The sequence below is a fragment of the Muribacter muris genome, from assembly GCF_004569585.1.
Taxonomy (GTDB): domain Bacteria; phylum Pseudomonadota; class Gammaproteobacteria; order Enterobacterales; family Pasteurellaceae; genus Muribacter; species Muribacter muris.
This window is the reverse complement of record NZ_SPPA01000006.1, coordinates 76,582-97,218: the sequence shown is the minus strand read 5'-3', so window position 1 is coordinate 97,218 and position 20,637 is coordinate 76,582. Positions and strand designations below refer to the sequence as shown.

Here is a 20,637-nt window from a genome sequence, read left to right as displayed (position 1 = left end):
CCGCTTGAGTGATTCACATAAAAGAGGATATTATGCCAAAAATTGTTTTTCTTCCGCACGAAGAATTTTGCCCTGAGGGTATGGTTGTGGAAGCCCAAACGGGTGATAACTTATTGGAAGTGGCGCACAATGCCGGTGTGGAAATCCATCACGCCTGCGATTGTTCCTGTGCCTGTACCACCTGCCACGTGGTGATTCGTGAAGGGTTTGATTCCCTCAACGACACCTCCGATCAAGAGGAAGATATGTTAGACAAAGCGTGGGGCTTAGAGATCGACAGTCGTCTGTCTTGTCAATGTATCGTCGGCGAAGAAGACCTTGTTGTTGAAATTCCGAAATATAACCTTAACCACGCAAATGAGGCGGCACACTAATGAAATGGACTGACACCCGAATGATTGCGGAAAACCTGTACGATATGAATCCGGATTTAGACCCGACCACCGTACGTTTTACCGATATGCACAAATGGATCATCGAAATGGAAGATTTTGACGATGATCCGGAAGGTTCTAACGAACATATTCTCGAAGCAATTTTAACCATTTGGTTGGAAGAGTATGAGTAAAGAAAAGGACACGAAAGTGTCCTTTTTTATATCTAAGAAAAGCTTACAAACTCACCTCATACCCCAAAAACTGTTGCATAAATTGGGTGATTTGCGGGGTAAAGTAATGGCGGACGTGTTGTTGTAGTTCAGGCGAAAATTTTAAGTATTGATAGCGATAGGCTATGCCGTAACTAATCGCAATAACACGGATAATGTCCAGTTTGATTTGTTGTAATTTAGAGACTTGTTCATCATCAAGGTTAGTTTGTGCTTGGGTAATCTTGTTATCGTATTTTTCAACACGGCGGAATAAATGCTGACAAATTGCGAAAATATCGGTGAAGAATTTGGCGTGTGTTAGGGTAGTGGTAATGCTATTCTCCCGTTGGCGATAACAGTAAAACTCTCGGCTGACTTCCATTACTTTGACGTCCGGTTTGGTGGTATAAACGTCCACTGTAAACAGTGCATCTTCAGCGGTTAATCCTTCTGGAAAATCAATGCTGTTTTCGATGAGAAATGCTGTTCGGAAAATGCTGTAATGCACGCCGGGCGCCCAATCTCTGCTTAACATTCGATGCAAATGGGTTGCGCCGTCGGTGAGATCACCTTGATTATGCTGAGTAAGATGAGGTGATTCGGGCGGGCGAACGTAACTTGATTGATCATTATCGTGGTAATGTCTGCGTAAGCCGTTGAGTACATCGACTTGGTGTTGCTCCGCTAAATTGAGTAAAAGTTCGAAATCTCGTTCAATCAGGTAATCATCGGAGTCAATGAAATAGATATATTTTCCTCGTGCCATTTTTAAGCCGACATTGCGAGAAGCGGATAAGCCTCTGTTATGTTGATTGACGAGTGTGATAAAGGGGTAACGGGAAAAGTAATCTTCCGCAATCGCAAGGCTACCGTCCGTTGAGCCGTCATTGATGATAATGATTTCTTTATCTATCGTTTGGGAGACAAGGCTATCTAAGCATTCGGCAAGGTATTTTTCTACGTTGTAAACGGGGACAACAAAACTTATACTAATTTGGTTGGTTGGTTGGTTGGTTGGTTGGTTGGTTGGTTGGTTGGTTGGTTTGGCATTATTATATCCTCGATAGTTTAGTTTAATGGCGTTTTATAATAGTGGTGTAACGTACAAGCGATATTGTTGTTTGGTTTGAAATTTAAATATCCGCTAATCTTTTCTGTGCATAATATCTGATTATGTAGCCGTTGCGCAAAGTTGTTTTTTGTTCGTTTGTAGGGACACATTGCGTGTGTTCGGATTTTAACCTATTGAAATAACTTGATTTTTAGAAGGGACACACGCAGTGTGTCCCTTGTAAGTATGAGGAATGAGAAAACGCATTAGCGGACTGATACGGATTACCTTATATGATTTTAGTCTATCGCAGGGCAAAGGCGGGGCTTTTTAGGATTGGAAACGAACCTAAAAATAAAATGCGATAGCGGGCTTTTAACCGAAAAAAACTAGCTAAATTTTTTCGGGGCGAGCCTACGGTGAGCGAACTAACGCAGGGCAATCTGTTTATCCAGCAGGCTATTCACATTTTATCAATACGTACCCAAAGGGACAAAACTGGCTCGACCATCCATAGTTTTATGTTGAACCTTATTATTTCTAAGGATAATTTTTATTTGCCTAATGAAATCAGAAAAAAGTCTTGCAATGAATTACAAATTGTGTATACTATGTGTGTCATTGCAATGAATTACATTCAGTTAAGCAAGCAATGAATGAATTAAGTATCAACAGAGGAGAAATCCTCTCTATTAATGAGCTATGCTTAACATCAGAGAGGTTTAGGAGAACAATATGGCAACAATTAATAACGCATCTTTCAGTTTTAGATTGACTGAAAGTTTAAAAACGGAGGCATTTGGAATTATAGAACAATATGGATTTACACCTTCTCAGGTTTTTAATCTGTTTTTAACTGAGATTGCAAAAACTAAAACAGTACCTGTAAACCTAGACTATTTACAACCAAACGAAAAAACATTGCGTGCAATGGCTGAGGTTGAAAGTGATGAGGTTGAAATTATTCCTGTGTCAGCAGATACAGATATTGTTCAACTGTTATCACAATATCGTGATAAGGAGTAAAATTTGGCTAATGGTTGTGAGATTAAAGGCATAGCTCCGACAAAAGATTTTAAAAGGGACTGTGCTAAGTTAGGGGTTGAAATTATCACCTCGAAAGAATGGGGTGAGGTGTTTTCTTGTTTGCGTCAAGGGCAAGCGTTGCCAGTGCAATATAAAGATCATGCCCTGAAGAATAGCTTGAGAGGGTATAGAGATTGCCATATCTTCAGTGATCTAGTTCTTATCTATAAGATTGAAAATAATATACTATATTTAATACGAGTTAGTTCTCATTCCGATATTTTCGGTTAAATTTTAAAAAGATTTAATTCCCCCTCGCTTGAAAGCGTGGGGAGTCAAGTAGTGATAACACATTATAATCCATAACGAAATATACTATCATTACTTGAGCTTTCCTGTTAAAACTAGGAGAGTGCAAAAAGGCGGTTTTTCCACCTTTTTGTTTATGTAAACATAAATAAAACACAATAAAAAGTATTGAAATAAATATTGTTTTCAGCCCTGCGGGACACAATCCCTACATTCTTGTTAAAATGTTTATTTTTGTGCATTTGCTACATAATACCGGCTTTTTGTAAAGCGATCATAATCGACCGCTTGTATTGAGTTAGAATGACGAATTGGGCTGGTTTAAAAAGGCGATTTCTTCTTCAGTTGATGTTCTAGCTAAAATCCCGTTACGGTGGGGATAATGCCCGAAGCGGTCTATGATGACCTTATGCTTTAGCTCGTAATTCAACGTATAATTGTCATTCAACGCTTGGAACAGCGGCACGGCATATTGGTGAATCAGTGCCGATTCCGAGTGCATATACGGCATTAAAATAAATTTACGTTGTATCGGTGGCAATTTTTCATAATCAGGGTGGGTTACCGCTTCTTGTGCTAGCGCGATTGCCATTGAATCTTGGGCAAATGCCTGCGGTGTATCCCGCCATAAGTTGCGGGAGAATTGATCTAAAACGATGATTTCCGCCAACCGTCCTTCGATTGTTTTTCGCCACGCAAATAATTCACCTTTGACAGCCGCTTCTGTTAGAGTTAAAAAGCGTGTACGAATTTGTTGATCCAAGTCAGCGCTTTTGTCGAACCAATCGGCCGGGGTAATTTCAGTAAACCAAAAATCAAGTACGGTCTGTGGGCGCATTTAGTCTATCCTGTTTAAATTGTTTAATGGCGAAGGCTCGCCGTTTATCTAATTCTGTGCGAATGGTAGCGTGTTGAAAGCCGTCTTCGATCACACTTTTCACATCAATCGCACTGGCAATCCGATAAAGCTGTTTCGCGTAGTCAGCTTGCGGATACGCTCTATTTTCAAAGCCAAGCCGCCCTTTGCTGTCTGCTTCACATACGAGCAGGAAATCGAAAAAGCGGGCGGGCTTACGCCAAACGTCCAGTGCATTGAAGAGTTTAATCACGGTATTTGGGCGCAGCTCCATTATTTTATGGCTGTGAGTGTGGTACTCTGCCACTAATTTGGCAAAATCTTTTAAATGGGTTGGCATTTTGAGCCGATTTGCCAGCTGTGCGGTAGGGGGAATGCCCCTTTTTTCGTGTCCGTAATGGTGGGGCAAAATATCCTTCGGCGTTAATGCCTTGCCTAAATCGTGGCAAAGGGCGGCAAACAGTATGCTGTCAGGATCGGTGGCTTGGGTTGCCAATGAGTTTGCCTGTTCGATCACCATTAAGGTGTGAATGCCGCTGTCGATTTCGGGGTGGTGTTGTTCCGGTTGAGGTACGCCGAATAGCGCATCGACTTCGGGGAAAAGCACTGCTAATGCACCGACTTGACGTAGCACCTCAAAGTAGATTTGCGGGCTTGGTGTCGCAAAGGCTTTTTGGGTTTCCAACCATACTCGTTCGGCGGTTAAATGGTTTAGTTCACCGCAAGCGGTCATTTCCGCCATTAAATTTACCGTTTCCGGCGCAATCCGAAAGCCTAATGCGTGATAGCGAGCGGCGAAACGGGCAACCCGTAAGACACGCAACGGATCTTCGGCAAAGGCAGGGGAAATGTGGCGAAGTATGCGGTTTTCCAAATCCGCTATCCCGCCATAAAAATCGTGAACCGTACCGTCTTGATCCTGAGCCAAGGCGTTAATCGTCAAATCACGGCGGATCAAATCTTGCTCAAGGCTGACATCGGGGGAAAAATCGCATATAAATCCGCAATAGCCTGTACCGTTTTTGCGCTCGGTGCGGGCGAGAGCATATTCCTCTTTTGTACGAGGGTGGAGAAAAACGGGAAAATCATTGCCTACCTGCTGATAGCCCTGTGCTAACAGCTTTTCAGGGGTACTGCCCACGATTAACCAATCCCGATCTTTGACAGGTAAACCAAGCAATGCATCTCGCACCGCTCCGCCGACTAAATAAATGTGCATCTTAAATTCGCTCTTTAATGCCGCCAAATTCATCGGTGAGTTTTTGGGTAAATAGGCGGAGTTCTTCGGTTAGCAGCAGAAAATCGGCATCAAAGCGTTGGGCAATATCTTCTTTGAGAATATCGTCATTTTTCTCCCGTACTTCATCGGCAAATTTGATACGGCTAAGGGTCGCATCTTCGTTCAGTACAAATGTAAAATGGCTCTCCCATTCCATTGCAAGTTTGGTGATGAATTTACCCGCTTGCAAATGTTGGGTAATTTCTTCACTTTCCAAATCTTGTCGTTTACAGCGGATTACACTGTCTGTTTCAAAGGATTTTAATTCCGCTTCTTCCAACAAGGTGAGCCAACTCGGTGTATGCCCTTTTGCCACCCAGTTTGTCATTATTTCACTTGGTGAAAGATTAAATGAAAGCGGTACAACCGGTAATGAGTTGAGGGTTTTCCGTAATAGTGCTAGGGTATCTTCCGCCCGTTTTGCCGAACCGGCATCAACATAGACAACTTGACGATCGAGATCAAGCCAAATCGGCGTAAATTGATGTTTACTGAACGCACGGGGAAGCAAGGTTGCTATGACGTCATCTTTAATCGCCTGTTTTTCGGTTTTTTTCAACGCACGTTGCTCTTTTTGCTCCAGTGTTGCAATGCGGTTTTCCGTCTCTTTTTTTACGACCTGCGCCGGCAGCAATTTATCTTCTTTATGGGAGAGCAGCAGAAACTGTTTACCTTGCGAGAAATGGAGCAGCTCGCTGGTTGGCAAAGGGCTTGACCAGCCGAACTTACTCATATCACTTTGCTGACAAGGGCTGAATTTAGTTTGTTGCAACTGCGCCTCTAAGGTCTGGCTGTCAAGCACTAACTCGGTGGTTAAGCGGTAAATCATTACATTTTTAAACCAAAACATTTATCAATCCTGTTGCGATAGCGTAAAATAGCTCTATTTTACGCTAATCAGATCATTTACAAAAGGAGAGAAAAATGAACCAAAAAACGATAGCTTTTATTGGGGCGGGCAATATGGCGTTTGCGATTATTGCCGGTTTGGTGAAAAGCGGTTATCTGGCGGCAAACATTATCGCCTGCAACAAAAGCAATCAAGCCCGCCGTGAGCAACTACGCAAAATGGGGTTGCAGGTTGATTTAACCAATCGGGAAGCAGTTGAACGGGCGGACGTTGTGATATTGGCGGTGAAGCCGCAAATGATGGCGGAGGTTTGTGCGGAATTTGCCGAGGTGGATTTTGCGGATAAATGGGTGATTTCAGTGGCGGCAGGCATTGCGGTGGCACGGCTTGAACAGCTTTTGCCGAGCGCTCGTAATATTGTACGCACAATGCCGAATACGCCCTCACTGATCGGCGAGGGAATGTCCGGCTTATTTGCAAAAAAAACCGTTGAACCGACCGCTTGCCAGTTTGCCGAGCAGCTACTGTCGGCGGTGGGACAGTGTTATTGGGTAGAAACGGAAAGTCAGCTCAACCAAATCATTGCTATTACCGGTTCTAGCCCTGCCTATTTCTTTAAATTTATGGAAGCGATGCAGCAATCGGCGGTTAAAATGGGCTTTAGCGAACAAGATGCCCGCGTTTTAGTGCAGTCGGTGGCAATCGGTGCGGCAAAAATGGTGGCGGCTAACCCCGAACTCTCTCTGGCAACTTTGCGGGAGAATGTTACCTCGAAAGGCGGCACAACGGCACAGGCATTAGCGGTATTTGAGCAACATCGGCTAGACCAAACGGTTGATGAGGCAATGAATGCGGCAATTAAACGTGCCGAAGAAATGGAAAAATCACTATGATTAAGCCTAGCCCGTTTCAGTGGTCATCATTTAATTTTTTCGGCTTTTATTGTGCCTATGGGGTATTGCTGCCGTTTTTACCCGTTTGGTTAAACTATCACGGCTATGATACGGAATTGATCGGCTTAATCATTGCGTTGGGCTATCTGTTTCGTTTTACCGGCGGAATGATTTTCTCAAAATGGGTGCGTCAGCCCCGCCAGTTGATCCCCCTTAACCGTTTTTTAACTTGGGCAAGTATTGCCGTGCTATTTGCCGTCATCGGCTCTGCAGGCTCAATTTGGTTATTACTGCCGGCGATTGCGTTGTTCCATATTTTTAACGGCGGGGCAATGCCGATTGGCGATACGATCGCTTCGACTTGGCAACAGCAGATCGGCTTGGATTACGGCAAAAGCCGCTTGTTCGGCTCGATTGCATTTGTGGTCGGCTCGGTCAGTACCGGTTATTTTATCGGCTGGCTGGGGGAAAGTGCGATTATCGGCATTATTATTGGCTGGTTGGTAATGTTAGGGTTGGGCATCAGTGTTAATCCTCGGCTATCCTTTGCCGATAAACCGACCACCGAAGCGGCTCGCAACACCTCAAGCTATTGGCAACTGCTTAAACAGCCGACCACCTTTAAAATGCTGGCGGCGATGTCGCTGATTCAAGCCTCTCACGCCGCCTACTATGCGTACAGCACAATCTATTGGCAATCGGCAGACATTACCACCCAACAGGCGAGCTTATTGTGGGGCTTGGCGGTGAGTGCCGAAATTGTGTTCTTTTTCTTCTCGAAAAAAGCGTTTAAAGCGTGGAAAATTCAGCATCTGATTGTGATCTCTGCTTTGGCGTCAATGCTCCGCTGGACGTTATTGGCAAGTACGACGGACTTTGCGATTTTGGCGGGGATGCAACTGTTGCACGCGCTGACTTACGGAATGGGGCATTATGCGATGATCCGCTATATTTCCGCCCAACCGGTCGAACAGATAGCCAAACTGCAAGCACTCTATTTCGGCTTGGCAAGTTGTGTAGTAATGGCGTTGTTTACCTTTATCGCCGGTATTGTGTATCAATCCTCGCCGACAATGAGCTTTTGGCTAATGGTTGTGTTTGCCCTGCCGGCAATTTTTATTGTACCGAAACGGTTTGAGGTGCGGTTATAATCCTTGAACAAGCGGTGAGATTTGGCGTATTTTTGCAATATTATGTAGCAGTTGCACAAAGTTGTTTTTTGTTAGGTTGTAGGGACACACGCAGTGTGTCCCTACATTCTGTTAAAATGTCTATTTTTGTGCATTTGCTACATAACGCCGTATTTTTGGCATTATGCAGCCCAAACGACAGGTGTTGTAAGTTCGGGCGATAGCAACACAAAATTGCTAATTTTTCGCCATAACGCACCGCGTGTTGTCAATTTTTCCTTGTAATTCTTGCCATTTTTGCTAAATTCTTGCGGTTATTTTTCTGAATTTATAAAGGTTTAAAAATGAGCCAATCCCTTGAGTTAATCAAATCTGCGATTAAATCGATCCCCGACTACCCGAAAGCCGGCATTATTTTCCGTGATATTACCTCGCTACTTGAAGTGCCGAGTGCGTTTCAAGCCTGTGTTGATGCGATTGTTGCCCAATTTAAAGAGAAGGGCATCACCAAAATTGTTGGTACGGAGTCGAGAGGCTTTATTTTTGGCGCACCGGTGGCATTGGCGTTAGGCGTACCGTTTGTGTTGGTGCGTAAACCGAACAAATTACCCCGCCAAACCATTTCGCAAAGCTATGAGCTAGAATATGGCGAAGATACGCTGGAAATTCATTGCGATTCCGTTCAAGCGGGCGATAATATCTTGATTATTGACGATTTATTGGCAACCGGCGGTACGGTTGAAGCCACGGTAAAATTGATTCGCCGATTAGGTGGCACGGTTGAAAATGCCGCATTTGTGATTGAATTGCCGGCATTAAAAGGGGCGGAGCGCCTTGCGCAGCAGGGCATCACATCTTTCAGCTTAGTCGAGTTTGACGGGCACTAATCCGCCCGTGGCTTGCGGGTAACAGTTTAGGGTATTGACAATGAGTTATCAGGTTCTGGCACGCAAATGGCGACCACAACGTTTTGCCGACGTGGTTGGGCAGCAGCACGTTTTATCCGCCCTTGAAAACGGCTTGAGAGAGAACCGCCTGCATCACGCCTACTTATTTTCCGGCACGAGAGGGGTCGGTAAAACCTCGATTGCCCGCCTCTTTGCCAAAGGCTTGAACTGTGAAACAGGCATTACCGCCGATCCGTGCGGTCAATGTGCCAACTGTAAAGCGATTGAGGAAGGGCGCTTTATTGATTTGATTGAAATTGATGCCGCCTCTCGCACCAAAGTGGAAGATACCCGAGAATTGCTTGACAATGTGCAATATAAGCCGACAGTCGGGCGTTTTAAGGTCTATCTGATTGACGAAGTGCATATGCTTTCCCGCCATAGCTTTAATGCCCTGCTTAAAACATTGGAAGAACCGCCGGAGTATGTCAAATTCTTGCTGGCGACCACCGACCCGCAAAAGCTGCCGATTACGATTTTATCCCGCTGCCTGCAATTTCACCTGCGGGCATTAAGTCCACAGCAAATTCAAGATCATCTTGAGTATGTACTAAACCAAGAACAGATTGCCTATGAATTACCCGCCTTGGCAAAATTAGCCAAAGCGGCACAAGGCAGTATTCGAGATGCGTTAAGCCTGACCGATCAAGCGATTGCCACCAGTAATGCTCATATTACGTTAGAGGTGGTGAGCCAAATGCTCGGCTTAATTGACGACCATCAGCCGCTTGAATTAGTGCAAGCGATTGCCAATGCGGACGGTGAAAAGGCAATGCAGGTGATTCAACACGTGGCGCAAAAGGGCGTGGACTGGCAGCAATTACTCAATGATATTGCAGAGACGCTCCACCAAATTGCAATGTTGCAACTCTTATCCCACGATCACGAACAGGAAACGACGTTGCACTTTCTCGCCCGCCAAATGCCGCCGGAAGATGTGCAATTTTTCTATCAACTAATGCTGACGGGGAAAAAGGAATTACCCCTCGCCCCCGAACAACGCAGCGGCGTGGAGATGACGGTATTAAGAGCTCTTGCATTCCACCCAAAACATATTACTTCACCGGAATCAATGCCCGTGCCAACGCCGGTTCAGTCTGCACCGCAACCGAGCGGTTTAAGCCGAATGCGTGAAGCATTGGAGCAGCAACGTAAAGCAATGCCGCCTCAAATGCCTGCGCAAGCGGTGAGTTCTGCTACAGATAATGCAAATAATCCGGTGCAACCGACCGCTTGCAAAACCACGCACGCCACAGACATACCGTCTGCCTCGCCGGCACTGCAAGCGTTGCAGGCTCGTAATGCACTAAAATCGAAAAGCCAAGACAACGAAAAAAAAAAGTCTGAGTTAGCGAAGCCGATTGTGCCGAAAAGTGCTGTTCCAAAAGGAAAAACAACGCTTTCGCAAAGTTTTGCCGAACTGACCACGACTCGGGATAAAGTCTATCAGAAGCAAACCAAATCGCCGATACAGCCGGTTCAGCAGACGCAGCCGATAAACGATGAAGATTATCGCTGGACGTGGCTGAATCCGGAGCTGGAAAGTCAGCAGCAAGAAAATATTAAACCCTCCGAAATTAAACAAGCGATTTTGCAGGAACGCACCCCTGAATTAGTACGCAAAACCATTGAGCTGGCGTGTGAACAAGATGAATGGAGTCGCATTGCCAACGAGCTCAAATTGGGCGGATTTTCTCGACAACTCGCCCTCAACAGCTATTTGGCGGAAAGAACGGGCAATCGGCTGACGTTGGTATTAAAGCCCGAAATGACCCACCTAGACAGTGAAGAATCCCGCCATAATTTGAGCGAAGCCTTGAAAGAACAAGGGTTGGACTACGAAATGCACATTGGGGAGAGCAGTGAACATCATACTCCCCTTGAACTTCGCCGTGTGTTATTTGCAAAATTAACCCTTGAGGCAAAGGAAGCGTTATTGGCAGATAACAAGTTGGCACTGCTGCGTGAGACTTTTTCAGCCGATCTTGACGAATCCACCATTAGAGCGGTAGCAGAATAATGAAAGCCTTAGAAATCAAACAGTTAGTAAAACAATATGCCACAGGCGTTACAGCGGTGAACGGCATAGATTTGAGCGTTGAGCAGGGCGATTTTTATGCACTGCTGGGGCATAACGGTGCAGGTAAATCGACCACTATCGGCATCATCAGCTCGTTAATCAATAAAACCAGCGGCACAGTGAGCGTATTCGGCTACGATTTGGATCAGCAAAAAACGCAATTAAAACAGCAAATCGGGCTTGTACCGCAGGAATTTAACTTCAATCAATTTGAAAAAGTACTTGATATTTTGCTTCAGCAAGCGGGTTTTTACGGCGTACCTTACCACGTTGCGCAAGAACGGGCAGCATACTGGCTGAAACGCTTGGATTTGTGGGAAAAACGCCATCATTTTACCCGTGAACTCTCCGGCGGAATGAAACGGCGGGTAATGATTGCCAGAGCATTGATGCACAATCCCAAATTGTTGATTTTAGACGAACCGACAGCCGGCGTAGATATTGAGCTACGCCGCAGCTTGTGGGATTTTCTGCGGGAGCTGAACCAACAAGGCACGACCATTATTTTAACCACCCATTATCTTGAGGAAGCCGAAACCCTGTGCCGCAATATCGGCATCATTCAGCAGGGGCGCTTAATTGAAAATACCTCAATGAAAGCCCTATTAGCCAAGCTGGAGACGGAAACCTTTTTGCTGGATTTAGCCGAAAACCGACCGCTTGCCATTCAGGATTATCCGTTTAAATGGTTGGATGATACCACCTTTGAAGTGGAGGTTAAACGCAAGCAAGGGCTGAATCGGCTCTTTCAACAGCTCTCCGCCCAACAGGTTGAAGTGCTGAGTCTGCGTAATAAATCCAACCGACTTGAAGAACTCTTTATGAAAATGGCTGAAAAATAGCCCGAAACACAACTGTGAAACTGACGTTACCCCCTTTAAGCCTCTATATTCATATCCCTTGGTGCGTGCAGAAATGCCCTTATTGCGATTTTAATTCGCACGCACAAAAAGGCGACATTCCCGAAGCCGACTATATTACGCATTTATTGGCGGATTTAGATCAGGATCTTCGTTTATACCGCACCGCGATTGCTGATCGCCCGATTCACTCGATTTTTATCGGTGGCGGCACACCAAGTTTGTTTTCAGCGGACGGCATTCACCGATTACTCACCGCTATCCGACAACGGATTGGGTTTGCCGACCAGATCGAAATTACCCTTGAAGCCAATCCGGGTACGGCGGAAGCAGAACGGTTTATCGGCTATGCCCAAGCGGGCATTAACCGGATCTCAATGGGCATTCAAAGTTTCGAGCCGGAAAAATTGCTCAAATTAGGGCGTATTCACGATCGAAATGAAGCGATACAAGCGGTCGGATTTGCTCAAAATGCCGCAAAATTTGGGCTGAAGAGTTTCAATCTGGATTTGATGCACGGCTTGCCGAATCAAAGTGTCGCACAAGCCTTAGCAGATTTGGAACAGGCGATTGCCCTCCAACCGCCGCATCTCTCTTGGTATCAACTCACCATTGAACCGAACACAATGTTCTACTATCGCCAGCCGACCTTGCCCGATGACGATGCGTTGTGGGATATTTTCGAGCAAGGGCATCAACGTCTCATTCAAGCCGGCTATCAGCAGTATGAAACCTCTGCTTATGCTAAGGCAGGCTACCAATGCCGACACAATTTAAACTACTGGCGGTTTGGCGATTATCTTGCCATTGGCTGCGGTGCGCACGGCAAAATCAGCTACCCGACGGGCGAAATCTACCGATTTAGCAAAACCAAGCACCCGAAAGGCTATATGCGGGGGGAATACCGCTATCAACAGCACGAAATTACCCTAGCGGATCGCCCGTTTGAATTTTTTATGAACCGTTTTCGATTGCTGGAAGCCACCCCAAAAGCCGAATTTGAGGCTTATACCGGACTGAACGACAATATTGTCCGCCCGACAATCGATTGGGCTTTAACCCAAAATTACCTGACTGAAACCGCAGACTATTGGCAAATCACCCAACACGGCAAATTATTTTTAAATGAATTGCTGCAAGGTTTTTGGTTTGAAGAATAGTTCAAATTTGGTGGGACGTTCATTTTAAATAGGGTAGATGTGAGGGTAGAGTAGATGATCTCCACCCTCTTTTTATAAAGACAGATACGCTATTTCTTACTAATCGCCCCTAAAATACCGCGCATAATTTGTTTGGTAACTTGGTTACGGAGGTTTCTGCCGACCGATTGAGCAACGCTGCCGACCAGTTGTTCGGCAACGCTTTGTTCGCTTTTTTTCTTCGTGCCGAAAATAGAGGCTAACATTCCGCCTAAGAAGCCGTTATCTTGTGCTTTTTCTTCTTCGGCGGCTTGTTGCGCTGCGTGAGTTTGGGCATTTAGCACTTCAAAGGCGGATTCATTATCGACATATTGGCTGTAATGCAGATAAAGATCGTCCTGTTTGACGAGGTTAAGACGTTCTGCCTCGCTAATCGGTTTGAGCTGGCTTTGCGGCGGGTAAATGTAGGCAATTTCCACCGGTGTCGGCATTCCTTTTTCGTCTAAGACGGAAATTAACGCCTCGCCGACCCCTAGTTGGGTAATCGCTTCTACCACATTTACCGAGGGATTGGCACGGAAAGTTTCCGCTGCGGATTTAACCGCTTTTTGATCTTTCGGGGTAAATGCCCGTAAGGCGTGTTGAATACGGTTACCTAGCTGACTTAGTACGGATTCCGGCAGATCCAGCGGGTTTTGGGTAACAAAATAGACCCCTACGCCTTTTGAACGAATCAGCCGTACGACTTGCTCGATTTTATCGACTAAAACTTTCGGTGCGCCGTCAAATAAGAGGTGAGCTTCATCAAAAAACAGGACGAATTTCGGTTTATCCGGATCGCCGACTTCCGGTAATTGTTCAAATAATTCCGCCATAAACCAGAGTAAAAACGCACCGTACATTCTTGGGGAGTTGATCAATTTTTCCGAGTTGAGAATGTTGATCACACCTCGTCCGTTACGGGTTTGAAACCAATCGTGCAGATCTAATGCGGGTTCGCCGAACAAATTGGTCACCCCTTCGTTTTCGAGTGCGAGCAATGCTCGTTGAATTGCCCCGACACTTGCAGCAGAGACGTTGCCATATTCCACTTGAAAGGTTTTGGCGTTTTCTGCGACGAATTTGAGCATTGCACGCAGATCTTTCAGATCAATAAGCAGTAAGCCTTTATCATCGGCGACGCGGAAAACGAGGTTAAGCAACCCTTCTTGGGTATCGTTTAAATTCAGCAGGCGGGCGAGTAGCATTGGCCCCATTTCCGAAATCGTGGTGCGTAGCGGAATGCCCGTTTCGCCGAAGACATCCCAGAAAGAGACGGGAAAACCGTCCAAATAGGCCTTACCACCTAAGCCGAACTGCTCAATCCGTTCTGCAATTTTGCCTTGAAAACTACCCGCTTGCACCAAGCCGGAAAGATCACCTTTCACATCAACTAAAAAAACCGGTACACCGTCATTGCTGAATGTTTCCGCCATTTTGCGTAGGGTAACGGTTTTTCCCGTACCCGTTGCACCGGCAATTAAGCCGTGCCGGTTTGCCATTTTTGCCGTCAGGGATAGCGGTGTGCCTGAATGGGTTTGTGCGATAGTGTAGCTCATTTGTGTTCTCCTTAGCTTGAAGCGGTCGAATGTGGGTGTTTTTCTCAAATTAACGGCGTTTTTTCGGTTTGAGCTGAGCGGTTACTGCCCCTTTGTTGCCGATAGCATAGCCTTTTTCCCAGTTGCGTTTAAATACGTTGGGTAATTTATTGGCAGTATAGCGACAATAATTGACACGTTGTTGAAACATTTCTGTTTTTTGCGGGGCAAATGATTTGCCGACACGGTAGCCGTCTAAATACCAATCGTCCGCATCGTTGCACTCAGTCGTATTGATCCGTTTATGGTGAAGATTTGTGGCTACGGGTGAGTGTCCTTTTGCGACCCCAACCCCTTGTTGCTGTGTCGTTACACAGCTCGTTAGCCCGATAGCGCAGGCAAGCAGCCCGCAGAGATAAGTTAATTTCATTGTATTCCTAAATGGTTGGGGACGTTTTGTAACGTCCCCGAAGTGATTAAAAGATTAACGGCGTTTATTCGCTTGCGGTGTTCGCATTTTTGCACCGATACGGTTTGGCTTTGGCAAATTCAGCAGCGAGGCACTATCGTATTGGCTGACCGGAATGAGATGTCCGATATATTCTTCAATTGCCGGCAGGTTGATCGCGTAACGTTCGCAGGCAAAGCTGATAGAATGCCCGCTTTCGCCGGCTCGTCCGGTACGCCCGATACGGTGAACGTAATCTTCACGATCATCGGGCAAATCATAGTTAAAAACGTGGGTAACATCGGCAATGTGCAAGCCACGAGCCGCCACATCGGTTGCTACCAGAATATCCAAATTCCCTTGGGTGAAACTGTCCAGCAGAGCTAATCGTTTTTTCTGCGGAATATCGCCGGTCAGTAACCCGACCCGATGCCCGTCCGCACTTAAATAGCCCCAAATTTCTTCGCATTTATGCTTCGTATTGGCGAATACGATACAGCGATCCGGCCACTCTTCCTCAATTAAGGTGAGCAGCAGTGCCATTTTGTCCTGATTGGAAGGGTAGAACAGTTCCTCTTTAATCCGATGTCCGGTACGTTGTAACGGTTCGATCTCAATATACTCGGCGTTGTGCATATCTTCAAACGCCAATTCACGCACACGGTGCGAGAGCGTGGCAGAGAACAGCATTGTGAGACGGTTTTCCGGTTTCGGACATTTACGCATTAAATAGCGAATATCTTTGATAAAACCGAGGTCGAACATTCTGTCTGCCTCGTCCAACACCACCACTTGAATACGGGTTAAATCAATAATATTTTGTTTGACATAATCAATTACCCGGCCGGTTGTGCCGACTAAAATATCCACGCCTTTTTCAATCGCTTGCAGTTGTTTTTCGTAACCGTCCCCCCCATAAGCCAGCGCCAATTTTAAGCCGGTATGGCGGGTGAGAATATCCGAGTCGGAGGCAATTTGCACGGCAAGTTCACGGGTTGGGGCAAGAATTAAGGCGCGAGGTTGATTAGCTTTGGTTTGAATATCTTGGCTGAGCAAATGGTGAAAAGTGGCAACTAAAAATGCCAGCGTTTTGCCCGTGCCGGTTTGTGCTTGTCCGGCAATATCTTGTCCTGCCAAAGTGTAGGGCAGGGTTTTAGCTTGAATAGGCGTACAGAATTCAAACCCTTTACTGTCGAGGGCAGCAAGGACGTTATCGTGAATGGGAAAATCGATAAACCGTTGTTCTGTAAGGTGTTTTGACATAATCAAGCCTCAATTTGCAAAAAAAGGAAAAAATCTGACCGCGTGCGACAGAATAAAGTGCGGAAAAGATACCACAAATGCCGTATTTTGAGTAGAATCTTAGGTTATTTCCCATCTAAATTCATTAAATGAGGTCATTATGTCAGTGCCAAATCTAAAAAATCGCCATTTTTTACGCCTAATGGATTTCACCCCTGCCGAAATTCACTATTTGCTTGCGTTATCCGCCAAACTTAAAGCCGACAAAAAAGCGGGAACGGAAAAACAGACAATGAAAGGCAAAAACATTGCGTTAATTTTTGAAAAAACCTCGACCCGTACCCGCTGCGCCTTTGAAGTGGGGGCGTTTGACCAAGGGGCGAATGTGAGCTATATCGGGCCGAGCGGCTCGCAAATCGGGCATAAAGAATCAATGAAAGATACGGCACGGGTATTGGGCAGAATGTATGACGGCATTCAATATCGGGGCTACGGGCAAGCGCTGGTGCAAACCCTTGCCGACTATGCGGGCGTGCCGGTATGGAACGGTTTAACCGATGAATTTCACCCGACCCAAATTTTAGCCGATTTTTTGACAATGCAAGAGCATTGCGATAAACCGCTCAACCAAATGAAACTCTCTTATCTAGGCGATGCCCGCAACAATATGGGCAATTCTTTTGTGGAAGGGGCGGCATTGATGGGCATTGATTTACGCTTGGTTGCGCCAAAACAATTTTTTCCGGAGCAAGCCTTATTAGACGAAGTTGCGGATATGGCAGCGCAAACGGGGGCGAAAATTACCTGTATCGAAGAGGTTGCCGCCGGTGTTAAAGATGTCGATTTCATCTACACAGATGTGTGGGTGTCAATGGGCGAGCCGGAATCAGCGTGGGAAGAGCGGATTAAATTGATGAAGCCCTACCAAGTGAATACGGCATTGCTGAAAGCAACGGGTAATCCGCAGGTTAAATTCCTGCACTGCCTACCGGCATTCCACGATGATCAAACTCTGGTCGGCAAAGAGATTGCTGCTAAATACGGAATGAACGGTTTGGAAGTTACGGATGAGGTGTTTGAGTCACCGGCTTCAATTGTGTTTGACGAAGCGGAAAACCGAATGCATACTATTAAAGCGGTAATGGTTGCCACCTTGGGCGATCAACTCTAATACACAAGCGGTCGGTTCGGTTCTAGCGTTTTTTACAAAGTATATGTTACACACACTTGAATCATACAAATTAGCTAAGAAATGCCACAAGCCGACCGCTTGTATCGGTATAAAATTAGGTATTGAGTACAGAGGAATGGGAAAAGATAATGATGCCAATCAATCAATCAATCAATCAATCAATCAATCAATCAATCAATCAATCAATCAATCAATTGAGTATAAGTTTTATTGTTCCTGTTTACAACGTCGAAAAATACCTTGCTGCTTGCTTAGACAGCCTGCTTGCCCAAACGGTGAGTAAAGAGATCATTATTATCAATGACGGTTCAACGGATAATAGTCTGGCAGTGGCACAAGATTATTTTGCCCGTTATGCGTGCATTTCTGTGCTGAATCAGAAAAATCAGGGCATTTCTGCGGCACGCAATGCCGGGCTGAAACTGGCAAAGGGGCGTTATGTCTATTTTGTTGATTCGGACGATTGGATTGTCGAGCCTCACCTTGACAAAATGGTGGAGATTGCCGATCAGCATAATGCCGTTTTACTTAAAGGGACGGCTTCTTATAGCTATGAGGACGGATCGGGGCGAGTGCCTTATGTTCGCCCGTTTGAATCAAAAAATATTGGCAACAATCAATATGAAATAATGACGGGCTATCGCCATTTGCACGATATGCTCAGCCGAGATTGGCTGCCAAGTTGCTGCTTTGGCTTTTTTAATACCGAGTTTTTACGCCGGCACGGTTTGCAGTTTCGAGAAGATATAAAAATCGGTGAAGATGCCGTGTTTATGACGGAAGTGCTGACCTGCGAGCCGGAAAAAACCGTGATTGAAGTCGGACGGGTCTTTTACCATTATCGCCTACGTCCACACAGTCTGACGACCACGAAAAACGATATTGCCAAGTTAATCAATCTGTTTGAAGTGAGCCAATTATTCATTAGTTTCTATGAAAAACAGCGTGCCGCGCAGGTGAACGAACAAATGCTGACGGATTTACAGCGTATTGTGGCAATTAACTATGGTATTGCTTACCGCTACCAATATTTGAGCTATACGCCGGAAAATAAGGCGAAAGTTCGTCATTATTTCACGCCGGAGATTATCCGTTTTATGCAGCGATTTTTGAGCTACGAAGTTATACTTTAGATGAAAAAAGGACACGCAATGTGTCCTTTTATGTTGCAATACTATTCCTGCGCCAGTGCGGTAATCGGGTTGAGGCGGGAGGCGTTGCGGGCGGGAATATAGCCGAATACAATGCCGATAAGGGTAGAGCAGAGGACGGCGATTATGACGGACGAACCGGAGAGTACCATTTTAAAGTCCGTTCCCAATATGTTAAAGGCGAGGATAACGCCAACGGCGAGCAGAATGCCGATGACCCCGCCCAATAGGCAGATCAACATCGCTTCAATAAGAAATTGTTGCAGGATATTCCCCTGTTTTGCGCCGATCGCCATTCTCACTCCGATTTCTTTGGTGTGTTCGGTAACAGACACCAACATTATGTTCATCACGCCAATGCCGCCGACTATCAATGAAATCAAGGCAATGGACGAAATCAGCAGGGTCATTGTGTTGGTCGTGCTTTCAATGGTTTGCTTAATCGTGTCGGTGTTCATCACGAAGAAATCTTTTTTGCCGTGGCGATAGGTGAGAAAATCCGTCAGACTTTTTTCGGCGGTTTGGCTTTCCACATTATCCCGGATTTTAACGGTAATGGAATCAATGTTTTTTGCCCCTGAAATACGTTGCATTAACGTGGTGTAGGGCGTCCAAAGATTGAGGTTACTGGACGGATTATTTGCCTGTTCTGCTACGCCGATGATCTCAAGGGGCTTCTTATCAATTAAAATTTGCTTGCCGATTGGTTGGTTGAGCTGAAGGCTTTTTTGTGTATTCGGGTCGATCACGATCACCTGTGCCGCCCTGTGTACTTCGTCCGGATTAAACAATCGCCCGTCCCGTAATTTAATTCCCCGTACATCAAAATACTGTTCGCCTACGCCGTTGATTTGACCGGTAACAGCGGTATTGCCGGTAATAATAGTGCCGCTGTGCATACTGTTTGGGGTAACGCTTTCGATATAACGCTGTTGGGCGAGCGCCGAGACATCGCCGATAGTGAGATTTTTGGTTAAATTCGCCCGCCGATCACCAAAGCCCGTGCCGTTAAAAACACTCATTGTATTTGTCCCTAAGCTATTGATATTCGATAAGATCTGCTGTTGAGATCCTTTTCCCAACGCCACTACCGAAATGACGGACGCTATGCCGATGATAATGCCCAACATTGTCAGCAAGGCACGCAACTTATGCGCCATAATCGCACTGGTCGCCATTTTAAAAGATTCGTATAGTTGATCCCAAAGCCGTGGTGAACGGTGTGGTGCGTCAGCAGTCGCAGGCGGCGTGTTTAACGGTTTTTGCCGTTCGTCCCGCAAAATTTCGCCGTCTTTAATTTCAATGACCCGTTGTGCGTGGGCGGCAATATTCGGATCGTGAGTTACCAAAATTAAGGTATGCCCCTCTTGGTGCAGGCTTTGTAAGATCGCCATTACTGTTTCGCCGCTGTGGGAATCTAACGCCCCTGTCGGTTCATCGGCAAGGATAATATCTCCGCCGTTCATCAACGCCCGTGCAATGCTGACCCGCTGTTGTTGCCCGCCGGAAAGTTGGTTCGGCTTGTGATGCAGTTTGTCGCCCAGCCCTAGTTTTTCCAGTAAAATTTTTGCTTTTTCTAACCGCTTGTGTTTTTCAACACCGGCATAAATCGCCGGTAGGGCGACATTCTCTAACGCTGTGAGGCTGGATAACAGATTGTAGCGTTGGAAAATAAAGCCAAATTGTTGGCGGCGTAGTTGGGAAAGTTGATTGCCGGAGAGCTGTTGCGTTTCTGTGCCGTTGATTTTATAAGAGCCGTCCGAGGCGGTATCGAGGCAGCCGAGAATATTCATCAAGGTCGATTTCCCCGAACCCGATGCGCCGATAATCGCAACAAAATCCCCTTTTTCGATGGTTAAACGGATATTTTTGAGAATGTGGATCGGCGATTCGGCACTGCCGACCCATTTATTCAGTTGTGAAATTTCAATCAGTTTCATTATTTCCGAGAAAATTAAAATGGGTGAATGATGGACAGATACGGGCAAGGTTGGTTCAACAAGCGGTCGGTTTTGCAA

At 45.8% G+C, this 20,637-nt stretch carries 20 protein-coding genes; 12 read left to right on the top strand and 8 right to left on the bottom strand.

The annotated features are described in order from the left end of the window. The first annotated feature begins 32 nt into the window (after window positions 1-32). Both fdx and iscX read left to right on the top strand, forming a co-directional pair. A complete protein-coding gene (gene fdx / locus E4T80_RS04120) occupies window positions 33-374 on the top strand; it encodes an ISC system 2Fe-2S type ferredoxin (protein ID WP_047976158.1) in 342 nt (113 codons plus the stop codon). Next, window positions 374-568, top strand: coding sequence for a Fe-S cluster assembly protein IscX (gene iscX / locus E4T80_RS04115; RefSeq protein WP_047976159.1), 195 nt, complete (start codon window positions 374-376; stop codon window positions 566-568). The genes fdx and iscX overlap by 1 nt, the downstream gene beginning before the upstream one ends. Before the next feature lie 43 nt (window positions 569-611). Here the strand turns inward: iscX and E4T80_RS04110 are convergent, their stop codons facing one another. Further along, on the bottom strand, window positions 612-1,577 hold the full coding sequence (locus E4T80_RS04110; protein ID WP_233437160.1) for a glycosyltransferase: 966 nt from the start codon (window positions 1,575-1,577) through the stop codon (window positions 612-614). Window positions 1,578-2,375: 798 nt separating this feature from the next. On the opposite strand from E4T80_RS04110, the gene E4T80_RS04105 reads away from it, so the two are divergent. Beyond that, window positions 2,376-2,666 carry a type II toxin-antitoxin system RelB/DinJ family antitoxin gene (locus E4T80_RS04105; protein WP_135055203.1) on the top strand — a complete coding sequence of 97 codons (291 nt, stop codon included), beginning with the start codon at window positions 2,376-2,378 and terminating at the stop codon, window positions 2,664-2,666. A 3-nt stretch (window positions 2,667-2,669) separates the two neighbouring features. Next, on the top strand, window positions 2,670-2,957 hold the full coding sequence (locus tag E4T80_RS04100; protein ID WP_228064882.1) for a type II toxin-antitoxin system YafQ family toxin: 288 nt from the start codon (window positions 2,670-2,672) through the stop codon (window positions 2,955-2,957). Between the two features lie 316 nt (window positions 2,958-3,273). Here the strand turns inward: E4T80_RS04100 and E4T80_RS04095 are convergent, their stop codons facing one another. From E4T80_RS04095 to rdgC, 3 genes are read right to left on the bottom strand one after another with little or no spacing between them, the layout of a single operon-like run. After that, window positions 3,274-3,813, bottom strand: a complete 540-nt coding sequence (locus E4T80_RS04095) for a DUF924 family protein (protein ID WP_135055201.1) — start codon at window positions 3,811-3,813, stop codon at window positions 3,274-3,276. Next, window positions 3,791-5,050 carry a multifunctional CCA addition/repair protein gene (locus tag E4T80_RS04090; protein ID WP_135055234.1) on the bottom strand — a complete coding sequence of 420 codons (1,260 nt, stop codon included), beginning with the start codon at window positions 5,048-5,050 and terminating at the stop codon, window positions 3,791-3,793. The genes E4T80_RS04095 and E4T80_RS04090 overlap by 23 nt, the downstream gene beginning before the upstream one ends. 1 nt (window position 5,051) lies before the next feature. Beyond that, window positions 5,052-5,960: a recombination-associated protein RdgC gene (rdgC, locus tag E4T80_RS04085; RefSeq protein WP_135055199.1), complete on the bottom strand. Its 909-nt coding sequence runs from the start codon at window positions 5,958-5,960 to the stop codon at window positions 5,052-5,054. A 74-nt stretch (window positions 5,961-6,034) separates the two neighbouring features. On the opposite strand from rdgC, the gene proC reads away from it, so the two are divergent. The 6 genes from proC to hemW all read left to right on the top strand — a co-directional run bounded on the left by proC (window position 6,035) and on the right by hemW (window position 13,030). Beyond that, window positions 6,035-6,853, top strand: a complete 819-nt coding sequence (proC, locus tag E4T80_RS04080) for a pyrroline-5-carboxylate reductase (RefSeq protein WP_135055197.1) — start codon at window positions 6,035-6,037, stop codon at window positions 6,851-6,853. Continuing rightward, window positions 6,850-8,004 carry a 3-phenylpropionate MFS transporter gene (locus tag E4T80_RS04075; protein WP_135055195.1) on the top strand — a complete coding sequence of 385 codons (1,155 nt, stop codon included), beginning with the start codon at window positions 6,850-6,852 and terminating at the stop codon, window positions 8,002-8,004. Before proC ends, E4T80_RS04075 begins: the two co-directional genes overlap by 4 nt. Before the next feature lie 323 nt (window positions 8,005-8,327). Beyond that, a complete protein-coding gene (gene apt, locus E4T80_RS04070) occupies window positions 8,328-8,870 on the top strand; it encodes an adenine phosphoribosyltransferase (RefSeq protein ID WP_135055193.1) in 543 nt (180 codons plus the stop codon). A gap of 40 nt (window positions 8,871-8,910) precedes the next feature. After that, a complete protein-coding gene (gene dnaX / locus E4T80_RS04065; RefSeq protein ID WP_135055191.1) occupies window positions 8,911-10,950 on the top strand; it encodes a DNA polymerase III subunit gamma/tau in 2,040 nt (679 codons plus the stop codon). After that, window positions 10,950-11,852, top strand: a complete 903-nt coding sequence (locus E4T80_RS04060; protein WP_135055189.1) for an ABC transporter ATP-binding protein — start codon at window positions 10,950-10,952, stop codon at window positions 11,850-11,852. Before dnaX ends, E4T80_RS04060 begins: the two co-directional genes overlap by 1 nt. Before the next feature lie 14 nt (window positions 11,853-11,866). Then, on the top strand, window positions 11,867-13,030 hold the full coding sequence (hemW, locus tag E4T80_RS04055; RefSeq protein ID WP_135055187.1) for a radical SAM family heme chaperone HemW: 1,164 nt from the start codon (window positions 11,867-11,869) through the stop codon (window positions 13,028-13,030). An 89-nt stretch (window positions 13,031-13,119) separates the two neighbouring features. Here hemW and E4T80_RS04050 read toward each other — a convergent pair whose 3' ends face one another. The 3 genes from E4T80_RS04050 to rhlB are packed head-to-tail and all read right to left on the bottom strand — an operon-like array spanning window position 13,120 to window position 16,297. Then, window positions 13,120-14,607: a helicase HerA-like C-terminal domain-containing protein gene (locus E4T80_RS04050; protein WP_135055185.1), complete on the bottom strand. Its 1,488-nt coding sequence runs from the start codon at window positions 14,605-14,607 to the stop codon at window positions 13,120-13,122. Between the two features lie 49 nt (window positions 14,608-14,656). Next, window positions 14,657-15,016 (bottom strand): hypothetical protein, encoded by a 360-nt coding sequence (locus tag E4T80_RS04045; RefSeq protein ID WP_135055183.1) that lies wholly within the window; start codon window positions 15,014-15,016, stop codon window positions 14,657-14,659. 54 nt (window positions 15,017-15,070) lie between these two features. After that, window positions 15,071-16,297, bottom strand: a complete 1,227-nt coding sequence (gene rhlB, locus E4T80_RS04040) for an ATP-dependent RNA helicase RhlB (RefSeq protein ID WP_135055181.1) — start codon at window positions 16,295-16,297, stop codon at window positions 15,071-15,073. A gap of 139 nt (window positions 16,298-16,436) precedes the next feature. Here rhlB and argF point away from each other — a divergent pair, with 139 nt between their 5' ends. Beyond that, on the top strand, window positions 16,437-17,447 hold the full coding sequence (gene argF, locus E4T80_RS04035; protein ID WP_135055179.1) for an ornithine carbamoyltransferase: 1,011 nt from the start codon (window positions 16,437-16,439) through the stop codon (window positions 17,445-17,447). A 149-nt stretch (window positions 17,448-17,596) separates the two neighbouring features. Then, window positions 17,597-18,601, top strand: a complete 1,005-nt coding sequence (locus E4T80_RS04030; protein WP_135055177.1) for a glycosyltransferase — start codon at window positions 17,597-17,599, stop codon at window positions 18,599-18,601. Window positions 18,602-18,642: 41 nt separating this feature from the next. Here E4T80_RS04030 and E4T80_RS04025 read toward each other — a convergent pair whose 3' ends face one another. Then, entirely contained in the window at window positions 18,643-20,559 is a 1,917-nt protein-coding gene (locus tag E4T80_RS04025) for a MacB family efflux pump subunit (protein WP_135055175.1), read from the bottom strand. Between the last annotated feature and the right edge of the window lie 78 nt (window positions 20,560-20,637).

Bases quoted from the DNA above. Each gene is read 5' to 3' on its own strand.
- fdx (WP_047976158.1), top strand. From the start codon at position 33: ATGCCAAAAATTGTTTTTCTTCCGCACGAAGAATTTTGCCCTGAGGGT.
- iscX (WP_047976159.1), top strand. From the start codon at position 374: ATGAAATGGACTGACACCCGAATGATTGCGGAAAACCTGTACGATATG.
- E4T80_RS04105 (WP_135055203.1), top strand. From the start codon at position 2,376: ATGGCAACAATTAATAACGCATCTTTCAGTTTTAGATTGACTGAAAGT.
- E4T80_RS04095 (WP_135055201.1), bottom strand. From the start codon at position 3,813: ATGCGCCCACAGACCGTACTTGATTTTTGGTTTACTGAAATTACCCCG.
- E4T80_RS04090 (WP_135055234.1), bottom strand. From the start codon at position 5,050: ATGCACATTTATTTAGTCGGCGGAGCGGTGCGAGATGCATTGCTTGGT.
- rdgC (WP_135055199.1), bottom strand. From the start codon at position 5,960: ATGTTTTGGTTTAAAAATGTAATGATTTACCGCTTAACCACCGAGTTA.
- proC (WP_135055197.1), top strand. From the start codon at position 6,035: ATGAACCAAAAAACGATAGCTTTTATTGGGGCGGGCAATATGGCGTTT.
- E4T80_RS04075 (WP_135055195.1), top strand. From the start codon at position 6,850: ATGATTAAGCCTAGCCCGTTTCAGTGGTCATCATTTAATTTTTTCGGC.
- apt (WP_135055193.1), top strand. From the start codon at position 8,328: ATGAGCCAATCCCTTGAGTTAATCAAATCTGCGATTAAATCGATCCCC.
- dnaX (WP_135055191.1), top strand. From the start codon at position 8,911: ATGAGTTATCAGGTTCTGGCACGCAAATGGCGACCACAACGTTTTGCC.
- E4T80_RS04060 (WP_135055189.1), top strand. From the start codon at position 10,950: ATGAAAGCCTTAGAAATCAAACAGTTAGTAAAACAATATGCCACAGGC.
- E4T80_RS04050 (WP_135055185.1), bottom strand. From the start codon at position 14,607: ATGAGCTACACTATCGCACAAACCCATTCAGGCACACCGCTATCCCTG.
- E4T80_RS04045 (WP_135055183.1), bottom strand. From the start codon at position 15,016: ATGAAATTAACTTATCTCTGCGGGCTGCTTGCCTGCGCTATCGGGCTA.
- rhlB (WP_135055181.1), bottom strand. From the start codon at position 16,297: ATGTCAAAACACCTTACAGAACAACGGTTTATCGATTTTCCCATTCAC.
- argF (WP_135055179.1), top strand. From the start codon at position 16,437: ATGTCAGTGCCAAATCTAAAAAATCGCCATTTTTTACGCCTAATGGAT.
- E4T80_RS04030 (WP_135055177.1), top strand. From the start codon at position 17,597: ATGATGCCAATCAATCAATCAATCAATCAATCAATCAATCAATCAATC.
- E4T80_RS04025 (WP_135055175.1), bottom strand. From the start codon at position 20,559: ATGAAACTGATTGAAATTTCACAACTGAATAAATGGGTCGGCAGTGCC.